This is a genomic window from Haematobacter massiliensis (assembly GCF_000740795.1).
In the GTDB taxonomy this organism is placed as follows: Bacteria; Pseudomonadota; Alphaproteobacteria; order Rhodobacterales; family Rhodobacteraceae; genus Haematobacter; species Haematobacter massiliensis.
Genome location: NZ_JGYG01000009.1, coordinates 78742 through 100557, shown reverse-complemented (window position 1 = coordinate 100557; position 21816 = coordinate 78742). Strand labels below are relative to the sequence as shown.

Sequence of the window (21816 nt, the reverse complement as noted above, 5' to 3'; positions counted from 1 at the left end):
TCAGATGCCGCATTTCTTCATCAAGAGGCCCGTCTTCGCCTGGGTGATCGCGATCTTCATCGTGCTCGCCGGCGTGTTGGCGCTGCCCTCCATTCCGATCTCGCAGTATCCGCGGGTTGCCCCACCGCAGATCCAGATTTCCACCAGCTATACCGGCGCCTCGCCTGAGGAGATCTATCAGTCCGTCGCTCGCCCCATCGAGGAAGAGCTGAACGGCATCAGCGGAATCATGTATTTCGAGTCCACCTCGGATACGTCCGGCCGGGTTGCGATCACCGCCACCTTTACTCCGGAAACGGATGTGGGCAGCGCTCAGGTCGATGTGCAGAACGCGGTCGCCCGCGTGCAGCCGCGTCTTCCGTCACAGGTCGTGAACCAGGGGATCACCGTGCGGGAGGCCGGCGCAGGCTTTCTTCTCATGGTGTCGCTGACCTCCACCGACAACAGCTATGACGTGGTCGGACTGGGCGATTACATTAACCGCAACATCGTAGGGGAGCTGCGGCGCATCAACGGCGTGGGTGAAGCGCAGGTCTTTGCCGCGCAGCGCGCCATGCGGGTCTGGCTCGACCCGGACAAGATGACCGGTCTCAATCTCTCCTCCGCAGATGTCGTGGCCGCGATCCGGGCGCAGAACGCGCAGGTGGCGGCAGGCTCCGTTGGCGCCGCGCCGAACCCGATCAACCAGCAACTCACCGCGACTGTTCTGGTCAAGGGACAGCTTTCCACCCCCGAGGAGTTCGGAGAGATCATCCTGCGCGCCAATCCCGACGGTTCCGCTGTGCGGCTCCGCGATGTCGCGCGGGTGGAGGAGGGGGGCGAAAGCTACACCTTTGCTTCGCGTCTGAACGGTCAGCCTTCGGCGGCCGTGGGTATTCAGCTTTCCACCACCGGCAATGCGCTGGCGACGTCAGAGGCCATCCACGCCAAGATGGCGGAGCTTTCCGGCTTCTTCCCGGCCGGCATCGAATACTCGATCCCCTATGACACGTCTCCCTTCGTTCAGGCGTCCATCGAAAAGGTGATCCACACGCTGATCGAGGCGGTCATTCTGGTGTTCCTCGTGATGTTCCTGTTCCTGCAGAACATCCGCTACACCGTCATTCCGACCATCGTCGTGCCGATTGCGCTCTCGGGAACGCTGGCGGTGATGTGGGCCACAGGCTTTTCGGTGAACGTGCTGACCATGTTCGCAATGGTGCTGGCCATCGGGATTCTGGTCGACGACGCGATCGTCGTGATCGAGAACGTGGAGCGAATAATGGTCTCCGAGGGCCTGCCTCCCCGCGAGGCGACCGAGAAGGCCATGCACCAGATCACCGGGGCCATCATCGGCATTACGCTCGTGCTGTCGGCTGTGTTCATCCCGATGGCCTTCTTCCCCGGTTCGACAGGCATCATCTATCGCCAGTTCGCCCTGACGATGGTCGTGTCGATCCTGTTCTCCGCCTTTCTCGCCCTGACCCTGACTCCGGCGCTCTGCGCAACCTTCCTGAAGCCCGTTACGCATGATCATCATGCCAAGAAGGGGTTCTTTGGCTGGTTCAACCGGGGCTTCGACCGGACGACCGAAGGCTATACCGGCGGCGTGCGGCGGGTGGTGAACCGGCCCTGGCCGATGATGCTGGTGTATGTGATCCTCTGTGCGGCTGTCGGCTACGGTTTCATGCAACTGCCGACCTCCTTCCTGCCGAATGAGGATCAGGGCTTCATCATCGCCGACGTGCAGGCTCCTCCCGCAGCCTCCGCCAACCGCACGAGCGCGGTTCTGGAGACGGCAGAGGGCATCTTCACCGAGATGCCGGAGGTGGAGAATGTGGTGAGCCTTCGTGGCTTCTCCTTCTCAGGATCCGGGGCGAACGCGGGTCTGATGTTCATCACCTTCAAGGACTGGTCGGAACGGGATCGCTCGGCACAGGAGATCGCCAACGCCGCCAACGCGCAGCTCTTCGGTGTCCAGGATGCCCGCGCCTTTGCCCTGTCGCCGCCAGCAATTCAGGGCTTTGGTACCTCCTCCGGCTTCAGCTTCCGGCTTCAGGACCGGGTGGGCCACGGCCAGCAGGCGCTGCAGGCGGCGGCGAACCAGCTGATGAGCATGGCGGGCGAGAGTCCGATCCTTGCCGGGTTGCGCACGGAGGGCCTGCCGGATGCCGCGCAGGTTCAGGTGACGATCGACCGGGAGAAGGCGAATACCTTCGGTGTGACCTTCGCCGATATCTCCTCCACCATCTCGCAGTATCTGGGGTCGCTCTATGTCAACGACTTCCCGAACAACGGTCGGATGCAGCGCGTGGTCGTGCAGGCGGGCGAATCCGCCCGAATGCAGGCGGAGGGGCTTCTGAACCTGACGGTGCGCAACAGCCATGGCGGCATGGTGCCCTTCTCCTCCTTTGCGACGCTGCATTGGGAGCGGGGTCCGGCGCAGGTGGTGGGCTACAACGCCTATCCCTCCATCCGCATCGCCGGCCAGGCCGCGCCCGGCCACTCCTCCGGCGCCGCCATCGCGGAGATGGAGCGGCTGGCGGCCGAGCTTCCGGAAGGGTTCGGCTACGAATGGACGGGGCAATCGCTGGAGGAGATCTCCTCGGGCAACGCCTCCACCCTTCTGTTCGGCATGTCGATCCTGTTCGTGTTCCTGCTGCTTGCCGCGCTTTACGAAAGCTGGTCGATCCCGATCTCGGTGATGCTGGTCGTGCCATTGGGGGTTATCGGCTGCGTCATCGCGGTCATGTTGCGGGACATGCCGAACGACGTGTATTTCAAGGTGGGTCTCATCGCGATCATCGGTCTCTCGGCCAAGAACGCGATTCTCATCGTGGAATTCGCGAAGGCGCTGCGGGAGGAAGGCAAGACCGCGCTGGAGGCGGCGGTGGAGGCGGCGAAGCTGCGCTTCCGGCCGATCCTGATGACTTCGCTTGCCTTCACGCTGGGCGTGGTTCCGCTCGCCATCGCCACCGGGCCTTCGGCCGCCAGCCAGAACGCCATCGGTACGGCGGTGATCGGGGGCATGGTCGCGGCGACCGTGCTGGCCGTGTTCTTCGTGCCGGTGTTCTTCGTGGTGGTCATGGCGCTCTTCGAGCGGCGCAAGAAGGTGCCCGCCACGGTCTGAGTGCTTGGCCGGCAGCGCGGCCGGCCCCATACTCCATAGGGCGCCCGGGGGAACCGGGCGCCCCTTTCGTTTCCGGGAGCCGTCCATGTCGCGCCGCATCCTCATCGCCGGAACCTGTCTGCTCCTCATCCTGCTGTCGGTCTGGCAGGCGGGGCGGGTCGCCCTTCGACATTATCTGGAAGCGGACCGGCTGCGGGCGGAGACCGCGCTACGCCTGACCACCGGGGCGATGACCGGCTATCTCGCGCGCTACGAGGTGGCCCCGGAACTGCTTGCCGCTCTGGATCAGGTACGAGCGCTGGCGGCCGATCCCGCGAACCCCGTCCGCGTCGCGGAGATCAACCGGATGCTTGCGGAGCGGAATGCCGCGCTTCAGGCCTCCGACATCTATGTCATAGGCAGTGACGGCGTGACGCTGGCCGCGAGCAATCATGACCGGCCCGACAGTTTCGTGGGACAGAATTTCAGCTACCGGCCCTATTTTCAGGATGCGATCCTGGGGCGGTTCGCACGCTTTTACGGCATCGGCACAACCTCGGGCCTACGGGGGTATTACTTCTCCGCCCCCATTCGCCGGGATGGTGATATTCTCGGCGTGGTGACGGTGAAGATCGGCCTCGACATGCTGGAGGAGAGCTGGTCCGGCAGCGAATACCGAATCTTCGTCACCGACCCGGAGGGGGTCGTGTTCATGTCCTCCGTGGCGGAATGGCTCTATGGCGGACTGATGCCGCTGACGCCGGACCGGATCGCGCGGGAGGAAGCCTCGCGCCGCTATGCGGAGGAACGACTGTTTCCCCTCCCGCTCACACGGCATTCGCTGGCAGGTGTGGAGACCTTGCGCGAAGCCGGGCGGCGGGGCGAAGACTATACCGCCGTGGCGCAGGTCTCCACCGAGGCCGGCTGGCAGGTTCATGTCCTGCTCGACACCGCCACAGCGCGGGCACAGGCGGCGCTGGCGGCGCTGGCGACAGGGCTTCTGCTCTGTCTGCTGCTTTCCGCGACCGTGGTCATCTGGCAGCGCAGTGCTGGTCAACGGGAACGGCTGGCCCTGCAGGAACGCGCCCGCGCACATCTGGAACAGCGCGTCGCCCGCCGGACATCCGCGCTCAATGCCGCGAACCTTCGGCTCGAGGCGGAGATCGCGGAGCGCCGCGAGACGGAGAGCGAACTTCGGCGCACGCAGGCGAGCCTTGTTCAGGCGGGGAAGCTCGCCGCGCTTGGCCAGATGGCCGCAGCCCTGTCGCACGAACTCAACCAGCCCCTGGCTGCGGCGCGCAACTATGCCGATAATGCGATGACCCTGATCGACAGGCAGGATATTCCCCGGGCGCGCGACAATGTGGGCCGTATCCACGCGCTTGTGGATCGGATGACCTCCATCAGTCAGCATCTGCGCAACGTTGCGCGCAACCCGGAGGAAAAGCTCGGCCCGGTCGATCTTGCCTCCCTCATGGATGAAACCCGCGCCATCGTCGCCCCCCGGCTGGAAGCGGCAGGCGCGGCGCTGGATGTGGAGATTGCGCCCGACCTTCCTCCGCTCCGCGCCGGGGCGACGCGCCTTCAGCAGGTACTGGTCAACCTCATCGGCAATGCCGCCGATGCGGCTGCAGAGTCGCAGGACCGCCGCATTCATCTGACCGCGCGACTGGAGGAGGGGCTCGCGGTCATCCGGGTGCGCGATCATGGGCCCGGTGTGCCCGCGGCGATCATCGACCGGATCTTCGATCCTTTCTTCACGACCAAGCGGGTCGGGGCGGGTCTTGGGCTGGGGCTTTCCATCTCCTATAACATCATCAAGGATTTTGGCGGGGAGCTTCGGGTGACCAACACCGGCCACGGCGCGGAATTCGTGGTCATTCTGAACGTGGCGGAGCGACGGGGAGCGGCGGCGTGAGCGCTGTACGGATATTGCTGGCCGATGATGATGCGGAAATGCGTCATTCCACGGCCGAAGGACTGGATCTCGCGGGTTTCCGGGTGGAGGCATTTTCCTCCGCTGAGGAGGTTCTGGCCCTTGCTGCCCCCGGATTCAACGGTGTCATCGCCAGCGACATCCGCATGCCCGGCATGGATGGCATGACCCTGCTGGATCGGGTGCGGGAGATCGACGCGGAAATCCCGGTGATCCTCATCACCGGTCATGCGGAGGTCCAACTCGCCGTGGAAGCCATGCGGCGGGGCGCCTACGACTTCATCGAGAAGCCCTTCACCATGCAGGCGCTGGTGGCGGTGCTGCGCCGCGCCCTCGACCATCGCGGGCTGGTGCTGGAGAACCGGCGGCTGCGTGCAGCGGCCGGCAAGCGGGACGACATTGAAACGCGCGTGCCGGGCCGCTCTCAGGTGATGCTGGACCTGCGCTACCGGCTGCGCGCCATTGGCGCCTCTGATGCCGATGCGCTCATCATCGGGCCGACGGGGGCGGGAAAGGAAGTCGTCGCGCGGGCGATGCACGATCTGTCCTCCCGCGCGCAGCGGCCCTTTATTGCCATTGATTGCGCCGCTTTGCCCGTGACGCTGATCGAGAGTGAGCTGTTCGGACATGAGGTCGGCGCTTTTCCGGGAGCGATGCGATCGCGCTACGGCAAGTTCGAACATGCCCGCAGCGGGACGATCCTGCTGGATGAGATCGGGTCCATGCCCTTTGATCTTCAGGCCAAGCTGTTGCGGGTGCTGGAGGCCCGGGTCATCACCCGGCTGGGCTCCCACGATGCCATCCCGCTCGATGTGCGCTTCATGGCCACCAGCAAAGTCGATCTGGCGGAGGAGGTGGCCGCGGGCCGCTTCCGGGAGGATCTCTATTACCGACTGAACGTCGCGACGATCCGGCTGCCCTCGTTGGCGGAGCATCGGGAGGATATACCGCTGCTCTTTCTCCATCTCTGTCGCGAGGCGGCGGCGCGGCATGGTGTCGCGGAGCGGGAGGCTCCTGCCGGCCTGCTGGCGACGCTTTCCACCCGTGACTGGCCGGGAAATATGCGCGAATTGCGCAACGCTGCTGAACGTTTCGTACTTGGCATCGACGGTGTGGAGGTGACGGCGGGCGAAGGCTCGCGGCTGTCGGATCGGGTTGCAGAGTTCGAGCGGAGCTTGATCTCCGGCGCAATCAGCGCCCACGGCGGCCGTCTGAAACCCGTCTACGAAGCGCTCGGAATTTCACGCAAAACGCTTTATGAGAAGATGCAGAAATACGGCCTGGACAGGAGGCTTCTGTCGGAAACGGCGGAAGTCACAGAAACAGACCACGAATTTTCGGTACGCCTCTAACATTTTGGTGACCTGTCGTTCTGGAAATGCCATCCTTTCCCGGAGGGTGCGGCCAATCAGTGCCCCTGAGGGAGGATAATATGACGAGGAAACTCATCGGCGGCGTGGCTGCCGGATTTGCGATGCTTGCCAGCACGGCAATGGCGCAGGACTATCCCACGCGGCAGATCACGATGATCGTACCGTTCTCGGCGGGCGGCCCGACCGATACCGTCGCGCGCCTGGTGGCAGAGTCCATGTCCCGCGATCTGGGTCAGCAGGTGATTATCGAGAACGTGGGCGGCGCAGGGGGAACGCTTGGCGCGGGCCGTGTCGCGACGGCGGATGCCGACGGTTATACGCTGCTGCTCCACCATATTGGCATGGCGACCTCGGCCACGCTGTATCGCAAGCTGGCCTACGACACGCTGGGCGACTTCGACTATGTGGGACTCGTCACCGAAGTGCCGATGACCATCGTTTCCAGAAAAGACATGGAAGCCGCCGACCTCAAGGGGCTGGTCTCCTATGTCAAGGAACATGCCGATGAGGTGACGCTCGCCAATGCCGGCATCGGCGCGGCTTCGCATCTTTGCGGAATGATGTTCATGTCGGCCATCGACACCCCGCTGGTGACGGTGCCCTACAAGGGGACGGGCCCGGCGATGACGGATCTGTTGGGCGGACAGGTGGATCTGATGTGCGACCAGACCACCAATACCACTCAGCAGATCAAGGGCGGCACGATCAAGGCCTATGCCGTGACCTCGCCTGAGCGGCTGGCGATCTTCCCGGATCTGCCCACTGCGTCCGAGGCGGGCCTTGAGGATTTCACCGTGGGCATCTGGCACGGCATCTATTCGCCGAAGGGCACGCCCGCTGAGGTCAACGAGCGCCTCTCCGCCTCGCTGCAGAAGGCGCTGGTCGATCCGAACGTGATCGCCCGTTTCGGGGAACTGGGCACGACACCCTCCTCTGCCGAGGAAGCGACCCCGGCGGCGCTGAAGCAGAAACTGGAGACGGAGATCGCCCGCTGGAAGCCGGTGATCGAGGCTGCAGGCGTCTATGCCGACTGACCCTCGGTGGTCGATCTCCCGCGCCCGAGCCTATCGGGCGCAACCCATTCGGAGAGCTGAATGTCACGTAATCTGAACGCCAGCAGTCTGATCGGCGGCGGACTGCTGGTCCTCACCGCCTTGTTCTTCGCGCTGGAATCGCTCGACCTGGAGCTTGGAACATCGCGGCGCATGGGGCCGGGTTATTTTCCATTCGTTCTGTCGCTCGTCCTTGGCCTGCTGGGGCTCATCATCTTCTTTGACGGCTTTCGCAGCAAAGGCGCGCCGATAGGTGAGATCGCGTGGAGAGGCATGTTATTCATCCTGCCTGCGCCGATCTTCTTTGGGTTGACGGTGCGGGGGCTGGGCTTCGTGCCCGCCTTGTTCTTCACCGCGCTTATCGCGTCTTTCGCCTCGACACGGATGCGGCCTCTGGGTGCCGTGGCGCTCGCCGTCGCCGTCACCGTGTTTTCGACCCTTGTGTTCAGCTATGCCCTTGGCCTGCCGTTCCGGCGCTTCGGCCCCTGGCTCCCGTTCTGAGGCCCGACGATGGATCTGCTCTCAAACCTCGCCCTGGGCTTTGCCACAGCATCGTCGCCTGCCAACCTGCTGTTCTGCCTGATCGGGGCGCTTCTCGGAACGCTGGTGGGCGTGCTGCCGGGAATCGGTGCCACGGCGACCATCGCCATGCTGCTGCCGATCACGTTCCAGCTGGAACCCGTCTCCTCGCTCATCATGCTGGCGGGCATTTACTACGGTGCGCAATACGGTGGCTCGACCACGGCCATCCTCATCAACATGCCGGGCGAATCGTCCTCTGCCGTCACGGCGATCGACGGCTATCAGATGGCGCGGAAAGGGAAGGCGGGCACCGCCCTTGCCATTGCCGCTCTGGGCTCCTTCTTTGCGGGGTCCGTCTCTACCCTGCTGGTGGCGATCTTTGCACCGCCGCTTACCGCCGTGGCCCTGCGCTTCGGCGCGGCGGAGTATTTTTCGCTGATGCTCCTCGGCCTCGTCATGTCCATCGCGCTTGCGCATGGCTCTGTGCTGAAGGCGCTGGCCATGGTGGTGCTCGGGTTGCTGCTGGGCCTGGTGGGTACCGATATCTATACCGGCACACCACGCTTCACGCTGGGCGTCCGCGAATATGCCGACGGACTGAACTTCGTTGCGCTTGCCGTGGGCGTTTTCGGGATTGCAGAGATCCTGCGTAACCTCGAGTCGGAGGGGAGCCGCTCCATCCTGCGCGCGGCCGTGGACAGGCTCCTGCCCAATCGGGAGGAGTTCCGGCGCATGGTGGCGCCGGTGTTGCGCGGCACGGCGCTCGGCTCCGTCCTGGGCATTCTCCCGGGGGGCGGCGCGATCCTTGCGTCCTTCGCCTCCTACACGATGGAAAAACGTCTGGCGAAGAACCCCGAGGAGTTCGGCCACGGGGCGCTGGAAGGTGTGGCGGGGCCGGAATCCGCCAACAACGCGGGGGCGCAGACCTCCTTCATCCCCTTGCTTACACTGGGGATTCCCGCAAACCCTGTCATGGCGCTGATGATCGGCGCGATGATCATTCAGGGCATCGTTCCCGGCCCCAACGTGGCGACGGAGCAGCCTGCGCTGTTCTGGGGCATCATCGCCTCCATGTGGATCGGCAATCTGATGCTCGTCGTCCTGAACCTGCCGCTGATCGGGCTGTGGGTGAAGCTGTTGACGGTGCCTTATTACGTGCTCTTTCCCATCATCATGGCTTTCTGCTCCATCGGCGTCTACAGCGTGGCCTCCAACACCTTCGACCTCTACGCCGTCGCGGCCTTCGGTCTGCTCGGCTATGTGATGGCCAAGCTGGGGTTTGAGCCCGCGCCGCTGCTGCTGGGCTTCGTGCTCGGCCCGATGATGGAGGAGAACCTGCGCCGGGCGATGATCCTGTCGCGGGGCGATCCCATGACCTTCGTCAGCCGGCCGATCAGCCTGACGCTTCTGCTCCTGACGCTGGCGGTGCTGGTGGTGCTGTTCCTGCCCAATATCCGCCGCAAGCGCGAAGAGGTGTTCGTGGAGGACTGAGCCCGATCCGGGCCCGCTTCGGGCTTGGGTCTTTTCCCCGGGGCCGGGCCTGTGTTAGCACGGGCCCGGATTTTCCCGGAGAGATGACATGGACGGTTTGGACGCACTGAGGGGCAGGTATCTCGACGGCATCGCCGGAGCGTCGGATGAATCGTCGCTGGAGGATATCCGCCTTGCCGCGCTGGGCAAGAAAGGCGAGATCAGCCTGAAGATGCGCGAACTGGGCAGGATGACCCCGGAGGAGCGTCAGACCACCGGCGCCGCGCTGAACCGCCTGAAGGATGAGATCGACGCCGCGCTTCGTGCCCGCAAGACCGCCCTCGGCGATGCGGCGCTTGATGCCCGGCTGAAGGCAGAGTGGCTGGATGTCACCTTGCCCGCACGCCCGCGCCGGCAGGGCACGATCCATCCGGTCAGTCAGGTGACGGAGGAAGTCACCGCCATCTTCGCCGACATGGGCTTCGCCGTGGCGGAAGGCCCGCAGGTGGAGAGCGACTGGTACAACTTTGACGCACTGAACATCGCCCCGGAACACCCCGCCCGGCAGGAGCATGATACGTTCTTCATGGCACGCGCTCCGGGCGACAACCGCCCGCCGAACGTGTTGCGCACTCATACCTCCCCCGTACAGATCCGCGCGATGCAGGAACGGGGCGCGCCGCTCCGCGTCATTTGCCCCGGCCGTGTCTACCGCATGGACATGGACCAGACGCATACGCCGATGTTCCATCAGGTCGAAGGGCTGGCGCTCGGCCGCGACATCAACATGGCCAACCTCAAATGGGTGCTGGAGGAGTTCTGCCGCGCCTTCTTCGAGGTGGACAGCGTGGAATTGCGCTTCCGCGCCTCGCACTTCCCCTTCACCGAACCCTCGGCCGAGGTCGATATCCGCTGCTCCTGGGAAGGCGGTCAGTTGAAGATCGGCGAAGGCGACTCGTGGCTCGAAATCCTGGGCAGCGGCATGGTCCATCCGAAGGTTCTGGCTGCCGGCGGCATCGACCCGAACGAATGGCAGGGCTTTGCCTTCGGTATGGGCATCGACCGGATCGCCATGCTGAAATACGGTATCCCCGACCTGCGCGCGTTCTTCGAGAGCGACCTGCGCTGGCTCAAGCACTACGGCTTCGCGGCGCTGGACGTGCCGGGGATTGTGGGCGGGTTGAGCAGGTGAGCATAAACTCCAAGACACTTCTTGGATTGCTCAAAGAGGTCGCCGCTTCCGATGAGATCGGCGGAAAAACCTACTGTTCGCGCTATGCTTTGGAACCGTGGGAAGGTGATGGCGTATTCGGAATTGGGCAACGAGAGAACCGACCAGAGCTTCGCGAGCGGGATCGCCATATCATCTATGCTAAGCAACAAAATCTTCTGACCCTTGAGGTGATGAGAATAGGGAGAAGCGAAGACTTCTTTGGAGGATTCGTGAGCCTCACTCCCCTAGGGGTCAAATATTTGGAAGAGAAGAGCAAGTCGTGGTGGCAGGCGCAGATCAATGGACTCACCGCAAACGTACTCACCATCTTTGTTTCCGTTGTCGCCGCGTTGTTGTCTGCATGGCTGCTTAGACTTACAGGACTAGAAAAATGAAATTCACCCTCTCCTGGCTGAAAGACCATCTCGACACCACGGCCACCGTCGAGGAGATCGCCGAGACGTTGACTGACCTCGGGCTTGAGGTGGAGGAGGTTTCGAACCCCGCCGCCAAGCTGCAAACCTTCACGCTGGCGAAGGTGCTTCATGCCGAGCAGCATCCCGATGCCGACCGGCTCCGGGTCTGCCGCGTGATGACGGACGAGGGCGAGAAGCAGATCGTCTGCGGCGCGCCGAATGCACGGGCGGGGATCACAGTCGTGCTGGTGAAGCCGGGCGACTACGTGCCGGGGCTCGATACGACGCTGGGCGTGGGCAAGATCCGCGGCGTCGAATCGCACGGTATGATGGCTTCCGAGCGCGAGCTGGAACTGTCGGATGAGCATGACGGGATCATCGAGCTTCCCTCGGGCGAGGTCGGCGAGAAATTCGTCGACTGGCTGGCGGAAAACCGTCCCGGTGCGGTCGATCCGATGTTCCACATCAAGATCACCCCGAACCGCCCCGATGCGCTCGGCGTGCGGGGCGTGGCGCGCGACCTTGCCGCGCGCGGCCTCGGAACGCTGAAGCCGCTGGCCGTCGAAAAGGTGCCCGGCGCGTTTCCGAATCCGATCACTGTCACCATCGACAGCAACACGCTGCCTTTCTGCCCGCTCTTTGCCGGGCGGGTGATCCGGGGGGTGAAGAACGGCCCCTCGCCCGCATGGATGCAGGCGCGATTGAAGGCCATCGGTCTGCGGCCCATTTCCGCGCTGGTGGACATAACCAATTACTTCACCTTCGACCTGAACCGCCCGCTGCATGTCTTCGACGCGGACAAGGTGAAGGGCATGCTCACGGTGCGTTCTGCCCGCGAGGGGGAGGAACTGCTGGCGCTGGATGGTAAGAGCTACACCCTGACGCCCGGCATGACGGTGATCGCCGATGACGCCGGCGTGGAGAGCCTGGGCGGCATCATGGGAGGCGAGGCCTCGGGCTGCACGGAGGAGACCGTCACCGTTTATCTGGAGGCCGCGTATTTCGATCCGATCCGCACGGCGACGACGGGCCGTGCGCTCAAGATCATATCGGATGCGCGCTACCGGTTCGAGCGCGGCATCGATCCCGCCTTCACGATCGAGGGGATGGAGCTTGCGACGCGCATGATCCTCGACCTTTGCGGGGGCGAGGCGTCGGAGGTGCAGGTCGCGGGCGCGGTTCCGGATACCGCCCGCGCCTATCGCTGGCAGCCGGAGCGGATCATCAGCCTCGTCGGTATGGATATCCCGGCGCCGGAGCAGAAGCACACGCTGGAGGCGCTCGGCTTCACCTTCTCAGGCGACATGGCCAGCCCGCCCTCCTGGCGTCCCGATGTGCTGGGAGAGGCCGATCTGGTGGAGGAAGTGGCGCGTGTCGCCTCCCTCACCAAGCTGCGGGGCCAACCCCTGCCGCGGGCATCCGCCGGTGTGCCGAAGCCGATCCTCTCCCCCCGGCAGCGGCGTGAAGGTGCGGCGCGGCGCACGGCGGCGACGCTTGGCTACAATGAATGCGTGACCTACAGCTTCATCTCCGAAGCGGCGGCGAAGCTGTTCGGCGGCGCGGCTCCGGCGACGCGGGTGGACAATCCGATCTCCTCGGCCATGACGCATCTGCGCCCGTCGCTCCTTCCCGGTCTTTTGGAGGCTGCGGCCCGCAATCAGGCGCGCGGCTTTGCCGATCTGGCGTTCTTCGAGGTCGGACCTGTGTTCACGGGGGGCGAGCCGGGCGAACAGGCGACGGAGATCACCGGGCTTCTGGTGGGTGAGGCTGTCGGGCGCGATGTGCACGGCGCCCGGCGCGGTTTCGACGTCTATGACGCCAAGGCGGACGCGGAGGCGATCCTCTCGGCCGCTGGCGCGCCGCAGCGGGTGCAGATCAGCCGCGACGCGGGCGATGCCTTCCACCCTGGCCGGTCGGGCCGGATCGGGCTTGGCAAGAACGCCATCGCCACCTTCGGCGAGGTGCATCCCCGGATCCTGCGCGCTTTCGACGTGAAGGGTCCGGCAGTCGCCTTCACCGTTCATCTGGACGCCATTCCGCTGCCGCGCGGCAAGGGCACGACGCGCCCGGCGCTGATCCTGTCGGACCTTCAGGCGGTGGAGCGCGACTTCGCCTTCGTGATCGACAGCACGGTGGAGGCTCTGACACTCGTCAACGCCGCCCAGGGCGCGGACAAGGCGCTGATCGAGGAGGTGCGCGTCTTCGATGAATTCTCCGGCGAGAAGGCGGAGGCGCAGATGGGGGCGGGCAAGAAAAGCCTTGCCATCACCGTCCGTCTCCAGCCCAGGGACCGCACCCTGACGGAGGAGGAAATCTCCGCCGTTTCCGCCAAGATCGTCGAAAAGGTGGCCAAGGCCACCGGCGGCGCGCTTCGCAGCTGAAACTGCCGCCCCTCGCCATGCGGAAGGGGCGGGACACGGCGGCATTCCGGCCCACAAGACGGGCCGGGATGCCGCGCAGCCTTGAAGACCGGCGTGGGATGACGCACATCTGACCCGTGCAACAAGCCCGGATGATGCAATGAAAATCGCCCACCGTGAGATCGGACCCGACCAACCGCCGCTGGTGATCGCGGAGATCGGGATCAACCACGGCGGCAGTCTCGCCGTCGCCAGGGAGATGGTGCGCCTCGCCGCCGCTTCGGGCTGCGAATGCATCAAGCATCAGACGCACATCATCGAAGACGAGATGACGGAGGAGGCTAAGTCCATCTTCCCGCCCAATGCCGATGTCTCGATCTGGGAGGTGATGGAGCGCAATGCCCTGAGCCGTGAGGACGAGATCGCGCTCAAGGACTATACCGAGGGGCTGGGGATGATCTATCTCTCCACGCCCTTCTCCCGCGCGGCCGCCGATTTCCTGCATGATATCGGCGTACCCGCCTTCAAGATCGGCTCCGGCGAGGCAGACAACCTGCCGCTCATCCGCCACATCGCCCGTTTCGGCAAGCCGGTCATCATGTCCACCGGCATGCAGACGATCCAATCCGTCAGCGCCTCTGTGCGGATACTTGACGACGCGGGGATCGACTACGCGCTCCTCGAATGCACAAACCTCTATCCCTCCCCGGCGGAGATCGTGTCCCTGAAGGGCGTGACGGAGTTGCGCACGGCCTTTCCGAAGGCGGTGGTCGGTTTTTCCGACCATTCCATCGGGCCGGAAATGGCCCTGGCCTCCGTCGCCCTCGGTGCCTGCATCCTGGAGCGGCACTATACCGATACGCGCTATCGCATCGGGCCGGACATCATCAACTCCATGGATCCGGCGGAACTGCGCTTCCTCATCGACCGGTCCCGCGAAATCTGGATCGCTGCCAACAACCCGAAGGAGCGTACGCAGGCGGAGGAATCCGTCTACGCCTTCGCGCGTGGCAGCGTCGTGGCAGATCGCGACCTTCCAGAAGGCCATGTCATCGCGGAGGCTGACATCTGGGCCCGCCGCCCCGGCTCCGGAGAAATTCCGGCCTATGAATTCGACAGCGTGGTTGGCAAGCGGCTGACCCGCGCTGTCACCCGCAATACGCAACTGAAACGGACGGACCTCGCATGAGCCTGACCCGCGCCGATATGGGCTGCTGGCTCATCAACCTGCCTCGCGCGGTGGAGCGGCGGCGGAAGATGGAGGCGCAGCTTGCCCGGATGGACCTGCCCTATACCGTTTTCGACGGTGTAGATGGCAAGGCGCGGGCGGAGGAGCTTCTGAAGACCGTCGATCTGGAGCAGTTCGAGCGCAACCTCGGGCGCAGGATTCTGATGGGCGGGATCGGCTGCTATCATTCGCATCTGGGTGTCTGGGGGGAGTTTCTCGCCTCGGACAAGAAGGTCGCGCTGATCCTTGAGGATGACGTCGTGTTCCACGACGATTTCCTTTCCGCCGTTGATCTGGCGCTGGCGCATGACGGTGCGTGGGACATCCTGAAGCTCAACCGGATCCGTGCCAAGATGCCTATCTGCCAAGGCAAGATCGGGCCTTATCACGTCAACGCCTATCTCGGTCCCGCGACCGGCACTGGAGCATATCTGGTGAAGCGGGAGGTGATCGAGCGCCTTCGCCCGGAAATGATCCCGATCACGCGGGCCACGGATCATGAGATCAACCGCTTCTTCGTTCACGACTATCGGCTGTTTGGGCTGGAACCTTTCCCGAGCCATGTGGACGATGGTGGGCAAAGCCTTATCACCGGCTCCGGTTTCGCGGATGTGACACGGCTGAAATGGTATCAGCGCCTTCCCTATTATCGACTGAAAGCCGCCAATTACTTTCGTCGCGGCTGGTGGTTGCTGAAAAAGGGGTATCTGTGGCCCCGATGCGGGCGGCAGCTTTAAGCGTGTTGCTTGGCAACACATACCACACCTGGAAACGGAAGTTCATCCCAGGCGGTGTGAATTAAAAGGATCAATGCGCTCCCCATTGTACGCCAGATAATAAATGTACCGGAGCGCGTCCGTTTGAGGGAACGCATGGCTTTGAAATCGGGACTGGGCTGGCGCGGCAAGGCGCTGCGGGAGATCAACCGGCTGCGTCATCAGGTGACCGATGCGTTGAGCGTCCTGCCCGATCGCTCAGCGACCCGTCGATATGACGCGCGGTTCTCGAAGGCGGTACTGCTCCGGGAGGGCGCACAGAGGGCCGGCGACCGGGTGGCGCTGGTGCTGCTCTATCAGCCTGCGGGGATCGCGCCTTCGACCCTCGCGATGCTCGATCACCTGCTCGGACGGGGCTATGTGCCGCTGGTGATCTCCAATGCCGCCCTGCAGGCGGATGCGGCGGATGTTCTCGCCCGTTCGGCCTTCGTCATGGAGCGCCCGAACTTCGGGTATGATTTCGGCGGCTATCGCGACGGGCTGAGAGTGCTGGAAGAACAGGGGCTGGACCCGGAATGGCTGCTCATCCTCAACGACAGTATCTGGTTCCCGCTACGCGAGGATGAGACGATGATCGCGCGGATGGAGGCGTCCGGCAGCCCCTTTCTGGGCGCGATGTATGAGTTGAAGGGAAATCGCGTCCATCGCTCCCATTACGAAAGCTACTTCTTCCTCGTCTCGCGCGCGGCGCGGCGGAGTGCGGCCTTCCGGGACTACTGGCGTGATTACCTGATGTCGTCCACCAAGCGGAAGGTGCTCCAGCGGGGCGAGAAGGGTTTTTCTCAGGCGATGTTCGCAGGCGGCTTTGCCCCCTCCGGGCTTGCCTCGCGGCAGGCCTTCCTGGACCATGTCGCGACGGCGGATGACGGATGGCTCCGAAAGACGCTCGATTACGCCGCCTATTCGGAAGATGCGCTCGCGCAGGAGCGGGATGCGATTCTCGCGCTGCCTGATGGAGATGCCTTTCGTGACAGGGCGCGGGACCATATCCGGCGCGCTTCTGCGGGCGGCACCTATCACGACACGTTCCATTGGGGGGCCGCGGTGCTTTTCGGGCTGTCGTTCATGAAGAAACGCAACCGGGCGCAGACGGTGGAGATGCGGCGGCAGTATCTCCGCGCGGTCGCGGCGGGGGATCTGGCCCCGCCGTTGCCGGTCATGCTTGCCGAGATCCGGGCTTCCGTGCCAGAGGGCAGACCATGACCCGCTCACTCCTCTTCGTCACCGGCACGCGCGCCGATTTCGGCAAGCTCGAACCCCTCGCCGTCGCGGCGCAGGATGCGGGCTTCCGCGTCTCCTTCTTCGTGACCGGTATGCATATGATGGACCGCTACGGGCGCACGAAGATCGAGGTGCATCGTCTCGCCGGTGTCGAGGTGTTCGAGTTCCTGAACCAGCGGGAGAGCGACCCACAGGACATGATCCTTGCCAAGACCGTTGTCGGCTTTTCCGATTTCCTGGCGGAGCACCGGCCCGATCTGGTCATCGTCCACGGTGACCGGGTGGAGGCGCTGGCCTGCGCGCTGGTCTGTGCCACGAATTACGTCCGCTGCGCCCATATCGAAGGCGGAGAGGTGTCTGGGACGATCGACGAGATCTTTCGCCACTGCAATACCAAGCTCGCCTGGTGCCATTTCGTCTCCTCGGAGCAGGCAAAGGCGCGGGTCATGGCGCTGGGGGAGGCGCCGGAGGCGATCTATGTCATCGGCTCGCCCGAACTCGACAAGCACGGCGCGCCCTCCGGCGTGACATTGGCGGAGGTGAAGGCGCGATACGACATTCACTTCGCCGATTACGGGATCGCGGTGTTCCATCCCGTCACCTCCGAAGCCGCGACGATCGGCCTGCAGGCCGAGACGCTGTTCGGAGCATTGGCGGAGTCGCAGCGCAATTTCGTGGTCATCCTGCCCAATAACGATCCGGGGTCGGAGGATATCTTCCGCGCCATCGACCGGCTTCCGGCGGAGCGCTTCCGGCGCATCCCCTCCATGCGCTTCGCCTATTTCTCCGAACTCATGAAGAATGCGGCCTGTCTGGTGGGCAATTCATCGGCGGGCGTGCGGGAGGCGCCGTTTCTCGGCATTCCGTCGCTCGATATCGGCACGCGGCAGACCAACCGGTCGGAAGCGCCCTCCATCGTCCATACGCCTGCGGATCGGGCGGCCATTCTCGGCTTTCTCACCACCGAATGGGGGCGCCGGTTTCCGCCGGATACGGCCTTCGGGGAAGGCCGCGCGGCGGATCGCTTCGTGGCCATCCTGAATGACGAGAGCTTCTGGGCGCGCGGCTTCCAGAAGGCCTTCCGCGACCTTGGCTGATCGGGGGAAGGGCGTGGCGCATCACACCGGCCTTGCCCTGCGGGGCTATCTCGCCGCCTCCGCGCTCGTGGCCCCGCTGGCGCGGCGCCATCTGAAGAAGCGCCTTGCCCGTGGTAAGGAGGATGCGGCCCGCTGGCGCGAGAAGCTGGGAGAGACCGACGTGCTCCGCCCGGAGGGCGCGCTCGTATGGATGCACGCCGTGGGCGTCGGGGAGCTTCTGGCGCTGCCGGGGCTGGTCAACCGCGTCCGAGCGCTCCGGCCCGATGTGACGGTGCTGCTCACCTCCTCCTCCCGCACATCGGCGGAGGCGATCGAAAGAAACCTGCCCGCTGGGGCGATCCACCAATATTTGCCTCTCGACGCTCTGCCTTTCGTACGCGCATTCCTGGATCACTGGCGGCCCGACCTCTCCGTCTGGGCGGAGCGTGACGTCTGGCCGGCTTTCATCTGGGAGATCGCGCGGCGGGATATTCCGCTGGCCATCGTCAACGGCAAGATGAGCGCGGCCTCCTTTCGGCAGAAGGCGCGGGCGCGGGCGCTGTTCTCTGATCTCTACACCCGCTTCGCCTTCATCGGGGCGCAGGAGGAGGAGAGCGCTCGCCATTTCGCCGCCTTTGGCGGGGAGCCGTCGCGCATTCAGGTCACCGGCTCGCTGAAATCGGCGGCGCCACCGCTCGGGGATCAGCCGGAAAACCGTCATGCGGTGGAAAACGACCTTGCCGGTCGGCGCGTCTGGCTGGCAGCCTCCACACATTCCGGCGACGAAGGCGCGGTGATCGAAGCGCACCAGAGGCTTCTTCAGCGCGACACCGGCGCGGTTCTGGTCGTCGCGCCCCGCGCCCCGGAGCGGGCGCCGGAGGTGATCGCCACATGCCGGGCAGCCGGTCTGCCGGCGGAGCTGCTTCCCGCGGACAACCGCTTGCCCGGCCGGGCGGAGGTCTATGTGGTGCAGCGGATCGGTCAGCTTGGCCTGTGGTATCGGGTGGCCGATACGGCCTTCATTGGCGGCTCCATCGCGGCGGTCGGCGGTCACAACCCCTATGAGGCGGCGCGGCTGGACTGCGCGATCCTGCACGGGCCCAACGTGTGGAACTTTGAGGAGGACTACGAGGCCTTCGAACGGGCGGGGGCGGCGCGGCTGACCGTTCATGCCGAAGCGATGGCTGCGGCGCTTTCCGATCCCGCGACGCTTGCGATGCGGCCCCGCGCCGCTGCACTGGCGGAACGGGGAGAGGCGCAGCTTGACCGGACAGCCCAGCAACTCATCGCGATGATGGGGGCGCCATGACCCTGCGCCAGCGCCTCGCCCTCCGCCTCTACCGGGCGGTGTGGTATCCTGCCCTCCCGTTCGTGCGGGACTACTTCCGGCGGCGGGGGCGCAAGGATCCGGCCTATCTGGAGCATATGGAGGAGCGCTTCGGTCAGGGCGCGCCGTTTGGGGCAACGGTCTGGGTCCATGCGGTATCGCTCGGCGAACTCCGCTCCGCGGTTCCGCTGATCCGCGCCTTTCTCGACCGGGGAGAGAGGGTCCTCATCACCCATCTGACCCCGGCGGGCCGGCGGGGCAGCGAGGCCGCCTTCGGCCCGGAAATCGCCGCGGGCGATGTCGCCGTGCGCTATCTGCCGCTGGAGCTTGCGGGCGCATGGCGCCGCTTCTTCGGCAACTATCGCCCGCGCCTCGGTCTCGCGATGGAGATCGAGATCTGGCCCGTGATGATCGATGAGGCCCGTCTGGCAGGCGTTCCGCTCTGGCTCGCCAACAGCCAGATACCGGAGCGGAGCTTCGCGCGCGCCCGTCGCTGGCTGCCCTGGATCGGCCATCCCGTTCGCGGCGTGGCCGGTGTTCTGGCCAAGTCGCGGATCATGGCAGAGCGGTTCCGTGCCCTCGGTGCGCCCAACGTGCATGTCGTGGGGGAGCTGCGCTTCGATCAACCCATTCCCGCGCGTCTGACCGAGGCTGCCGCCCGGCTTCTCGCCACGCCGGAGGGCGCGGTGCTTCGCGGGCGGCATGTCGTGGCGCTGGCCAGCGTGGTGGAGGGGGAGGATGAGCAGTATCTCGCCGCCTATCGTCTGGTGCAGGAGCGGTTCCGCGCAGCAGGGCGGGTCCCGCCGCTTTTCATCCATATCCCTCGCGCGCCGGAGCGGTTCGGGCAGGTGGGCGATATGCTGGAAGCATCCGGCCAGCGCGTCCTGCGCCGCTCGCATGCCTTTGACGCGGACCTTGCCCTTGCCGATCCGCGATTGGCGGAGGCCGATATCCTGCTCGGTGACTCGCTGGGGGAGATGTATTTCTACCTCGCGCTTTCCGATCTGGCCGTGGTGGGCGGTGGCTATGTGGAGAAGGGGGCGCATAACGTGATCGAACCGCTCGCCCTGCGCAAGCCGGTGCTCGTCGGGCCGCATGTCTGGACGATCGAATATCCGGGCCGGGAGGCGGAGGCAGCAGGCGTGCTGCGCATCTGCCCGACGATCCCCGATCTGGCACAGGTCATGGGCGATCTGCTGCTGGACCCCGCCGCGCTTGCCGCCATATCGGGCCGGACAGAAAGCTTCTTCGCCGACCACAGCGGCGCGACGGCGCGCAGCATGGCCATCCTCGAACCTCTGCTGGACACCACACCATGACCGATTTGCCGCTTATCGCCATCGTGCCCGTCCGGGGCGGTTCCAAGGGGCTGCCGGGCAAGAACGTCCGGCCGCTCGGGGGGGTGCCGCTCTACCGTCGCGCGGTGGATCAGGGTCTCGCAGCGGGCGCGGAGGAGGTCATCGTCTCCACCGATATTGCGGAGATTCTGGCGCAGCCACAGCCCGGGATGCGCGTGATCGCCCGGCCCGAAGTGCTTGCGGGCGATGGTGTGCCGATGGATCCGGTATTGCTTCACGCGCTGGGCGATATGGGCTCTGCGCTTGTGGTACTGCTGCAGGCCACCTCGCCCCTCCGGCAGGTGGAGGACATCAGGCGCGGTGTGGACGTCTGGAGGCAGGGGGGGTTCGACCTCGTCATGTCGGTGACGGAGGCGCCTTCGACCATCCTGAAATACGGTCTTGCCGACGGTGATCGCTTCGTGCCTGTCGCCCGGCCGGAATATTGCTTCATGAACCGCCAGCAGCTTCCGCTGGTCTGGCGGCCCAATGGGGCCGTCTATGTCTTTTCCGCCGACTGGTTGCGGGAGAATGGCGGTCTGGCGACGGATCGGATCGGAATGGTACCGATGCCGGCGGAGCGGTCGATGGATATCGACACGCTCGCCGATTTCGAGCGTGCTGAGGCTGCGCTCAGCCGCTCACAGCGATGAAACGAGATGCCCGCCGTCCACCGGAATGGCGGCACCCGTAACATAGGCTCCCGCGTCCGAGGCCAGCAGCAGCAGCGGTCCGTCCAGATCCTCCATCCGGCCCAGCCTGCGCTGTGGTATCCGCTTGATCAACGCCTCTCCGGGCGGAGAGGCGAAGAAGTCCCGATTCATTTCGGTTTCAAAATATCCCGGGCAAAGCGCGTTCACCCGGATACCGTAACGCGCCCATTCGAGTGCGAGCGCCGAGGAGAGCTGAACCACCCCGGCTTTGGATGCGGCATAGGAGGCGACAGCCCCCGCAACGCGGACACCCAGAATCGAGGCTACGTTTATGATGGATCCCCCCTGCTTCGCCTGCCGCATCCGCCGCGCCGCGGCCTGCGCCACGAGAAACACGCCACGCAGATTGGTGTCGACGACACGGTCCCAGTCCTCTGCGGTGATGTCCAGCGCAGGGCCGGGCAGGCTGATGCCAGCGTTATTGACGACGATGTGCGGTGCGAGGGAGAGGTTGGTGAAGCATTCCGTTATGGCCTCCGGTTCGGTGACATCGAGGGAGACGGCCTCAGCCTTGCCCCCGGCGGCAGCGATACGCTCGCACAGCGCCTCCAGTGCTGCCGCGCGGCGGGCTGCAACGATGACATGCGCTCCGGCACCTGCAAGAAGCTCGGCGAAATGTGCGCCAAGCCCGCCCGACGCACCTGTGACCAGTGCGGTTTTGCCCTTCAGATCCTCGAACATCCCTTATCCCTTTCGCGGTTCTCCTCC

Annotated in this window: 17 protein-coding genes; 16 read left to right on the top strand and 1 reads right to left on the bottom strand. The window is 64.9% G+C overall.

What is annotated here, in order from left to right; translation table 11 throughout:
- The first annotated feature begins 4 nt into the window (after positions 1-4).
- The 16 genes from CN97_RS13555 to CN97_RS13485 all read left to right on the top strand — a co-directional run bounded on the left by CN97_RS13555 (position 5) and on the right by CN97_RS13485 (position 21048).
- Entirely contained in the window at positions 5-3109 is a 3105-nt protein-coding gene (locus CN97_RS13555; protein WP_035712436.1) for an efflux RND transporter permease subunit, read from the top strand.
- A gap of 85 nt (positions 3110-3194) precedes the next feature.
- A complete protein-coding gene (locus CN97_RS13550) occupies positions 3195-5006 on the top strand; it encodes a sensor histidine kinase (RefSeq protein WP_051911250.1) in 1812 nt (603 codons plus the stop codon).
- Positions 5003-6376, top strand: a complete 1374-nt coding sequence (locus CN97_RS13545) for a sigma-54-dependent transcriptional regulator (RefSeq protein WP_051911249.1) — start codon at positions 5003-5005, stop codon at positions 6374-6376. The genes CN97_RS13550 and CN97_RS13545 overlap by 4 nt, the downstream gene beginning before the upstream one ends.
- 80 nt (positions 6377-6456) lie before the next feature.
- Positions 6457-7431, top strand: coding sequence for a tripartite tricarboxylate transporter substrate-binding protein (locus CN97_RS13540; protein WP_035712434.1), 975 nt, complete (start codon positions 6457-6459; stop codon positions 7429-7431).
- Positions 7432-7491: 60 nt separating this feature from the next.
- The gene (locus CN97_RS13535; RefSeq protein ID WP_035712430.1) at positions 7492-7950 is read left to right on the top strand and encodes a tripartite tricarboxylate transporter TctB family protein; all 459 of its coding nucleotides are present in this window, start codon (positions 7492-7494) and stop codon (positions 7948-7950) included.
- Positions 7951-7959: 9 nt separating this feature from the next.
- The gene (locus CN97_RS13530; protein WP_035712428.1) at positions 7960-9462 is read left to right on the top strand and encodes a tripartite tricarboxylate transporter permease; all 1503 of its coding nucleotides are present in this window, start codon (positions 7960-7962) and stop codon (positions 9460-9462) included.
- An 88-nt stretch (positions 9463-9550) separates the two neighbouring features.
- Entirely contained in the window at positions 9551-10633 is a 1083-nt protein-coding gene (gene pheS, locus CN97_RS13525; protein WP_051911248.1) for a phenylalanine--tRNA ligase subunit alpha, read from the top strand.
- Positions 10630-11049: a hypothetical protein gene (locus CN97_RS20705; protein ID WP_131389582.1), complete on the top strand. Its 420-nt coding sequence runs from the start codon at positions 10630-10632 to the stop codon at positions 11047-11049. Before pheS ends, CN97_RS20705 begins: the two co-directional genes overlap by 4 nt.
- Positions 11046-13451, top strand: a complete 2406-nt coding sequence (gene pheT, locus CN97_RS13520) for a phenylalanine--tRNA ligase subunit beta (RefSeq protein WP_035712425.1) — start codon at positions 11046-11048, stop codon at positions 13449-13451. The genes CN97_RS20705 and pheT overlap by 4 nt, the downstream gene beginning before the upstream one ends.
- 139 nt (positions 13452-13590) lie before the next feature.
- Positions 13591-14619, top strand: a complete 1029-nt coding sequence (locus CN97_RS13515; RefSeq protein ID WP_035712424.1) for an N-acetylneuraminate synthase family protein — start codon at positions 13591-13593, stop codon at positions 14617-14619.
- Entirely contained in the window at positions 14616-15395 is a 780-nt protein-coding gene (locus CN97_RS13510; RefSeq protein ID WP_035712422.1) for a glycosyltransferase family 25 protein, read from the top strand. Before CN97_RS13515 ends, CN97_RS13510 begins: the two co-directional genes overlap by 4 nt.
- Positions 15396-15530: 135 nt before the next feature.
- Positions 15531-16637: a rhamnan synthesis F family protein gene (locus CN97_RS19935; protein ID WP_051911247.1), complete on the top strand. Its 1107-nt coding sequence runs from the start codon at positions 15531-15533 to the stop codon at positions 16635-16637.
- Positions 16634-17752, top strand: a complete 1119-nt coding sequence (gene neuC / locus CN97_RS13500; RefSeq protein ID WP_035712419.1) for a UDP-N-acetylglucosamine 2-epimerase — start codon at positions 16634-16636, stop codon at positions 17750-17752. The genes CN97_RS19935 and neuC overlap by 4 nt, the downstream gene beginning before the upstream one ends.
- A 13-nt stretch (positions 17753-17765) precedes the next feature.
- Entirely contained in the window at positions 17766-19040 is a 1275-nt protein-coding gene (locus CN97_RS13495) for a 3-deoxy-D-manno-octulosonic acid transferase (protein ID WP_035712416.1), read from the top strand.
- Complete coding sequence (locus CN97_RS13490; protein WP_035712414.1) at positions 19037-20377, top strand: 3-deoxy-D-manno-octulosonic acid transferase; 1341 nt, start codon at positions 19037-19039, stop codon at positions 20375-20377. The genes CN97_RS13495 and CN97_RS13490 overlap by 4 nt, the downstream gene beginning before the upstream one ends.
- Complete coding sequence (locus CN97_RS13485; RefSeq protein WP_035712411.1) at positions 20374-21048, top strand: acylneuraminate cytidylyltransferase family protein; 675 nt, start codon at positions 20374-20376, stop codon at positions 21046-21048. The genes CN97_RS13490 and CN97_RS13485 overlap by 4 nt, the downstream gene beginning before the upstream one ends.
- Here the strand turns inward: CN97_RS13485 and CN97_RS13480 are convergent.
- On the bottom strand, positions 21037-21789 hold the full coding sequence (locus CN97_RS13480) for an SDR family NAD(P)-dependent oxidoreductase (RefSeq protein WP_035712409.1): 753 nt from the start codon (positions 21787-21789) through the stop codon (positions 21037-21039). The two genes, CN97_RS13485 and CN97_RS13480, sit on opposite strands and share 12 nt — an antisense overlap.
- Between the last annotated feature and the right edge of the window lie 27 nt (positions 21790-21816).